The organism is Agrobacterium albertimagni AOL15 (assembly GCF_000300855.1).
Classification (GTDB): Bacteria; Pseudomonadota; Alphaproteobacteria; order Rhizobiales; family Rhizobiaceae; genus Allorhizobium; species Allorhizobium albertimagni.
On record NZ_ALJF01000047.1, the window covers coordinates 1 to 1,161 of the forward strand.

Below are 1,161 nucleotides of genomic sequence, written 5' to 3' on the forward strand. Positions count from 1 at the left end.
CCGGAAAGTCGGTGATTCTCTATTTCTACCCCAAGGACGACACGAGCGGCTGCACGACCGAAGCCGTCGACTTCAACCGTGACGTTATCACCAGGCATAACCATTTCCGTGCCTTCCGGAAGCGACACGATGCCGGTCACGTCCGTGGTGCGGAAGTATAACTGCGGACGATAGTTGGTGAAGAACGGCGTATGACGGCCGCCTTCTTCCTTCGTCAGGATGTAGGCTTCTGCCATGAACTTCTTGTGCGGCTTGACAGAGCCCGGCTTGCACAGGATCTGGCCACGCTCAACCGCATCGCGGGTCACGCCACGCAGAAGTGCGCCGATGTTGTCGCCGGCCTGGCCCTGATCGAGCAGCTTGCGGAACATTTCAACGCCCGTGCAGGTCGTCTTCGTCGTCGGACGGATGCCGACGATTTCGATTTCTTCGCCGACCTTGACGATACCGCGCTCAACGCGACCCGTCACAACCGTACCACGGCCAGAGATCGAGAACACGTCTTCGATCGGCATCAGGAACGGCTGGTCGATCGGACGCTCAGGCGTCGGGATGTAGGCGTCAACCTGAGCCATCAGCTCGCGGATTGCGTCTTCGCCGATCGTCTTGTTGGAGTCTTCCAGAGCGGCCAGAGCCGAGCCCTTGACGACCGGGATGTCGTCGCCCGGGAAGTCGTAGGACGACAGAAGTTCGCGAACTTCCAGTTCGACGAGCTCGAGCAGTTCGGCGTCGTCGACCTGGTCAACCTTGTTGAGGAAGACGACGATCGCGGGAACGCCAACCTGACGGGCGAGCAGGATGTGCTCGCGGGTCTGCGGCATCGGGCCGTCGGCTGCCGAGCAAACCAGGATCGCGCCGTCCATCTGCGCAGCACCGGTGATCATGTTCTTGACGTAGTCGGCGTGGCCGGGGCAGTCGACGTGTGCGTAGTGGCGGTTCGGCGTCTCATACTCGACGTGCGCCGTCGAGATGGTGATGCCGCGCGCCTTTTCTTCCGGAGCGGCGTCGATCTGGTCATAGGCCTTGAACTCACCGAAATACTTGGTGATCGCAGCCGTCAGAGACGTCTTGCCGTGGTCGACGTGGCCGATCGTGCCGATGTTGACGTGCGGCTTGTTGCGCTCAAACTTACTCTTTGCCATTTTCGGCTTCCTNTNCNGG

General features: G+C 60.7%; 1 pseudogene. It reads right to left on the bottom strand.

Going from position 1 to position 1,161, the window contains the following annotated elements:
• Positions 1 to 68: 68 nt before the first annotated feature.
• A pseudogene (gene tuf / locus QWE_RS24265) lies at positions 69 to 1,142 on the bottom strand (elongation factor Tu); the annotation flags it as partial.
• Positions 1,143 to 1,161 lie beyond the last annotated feature (19 nt).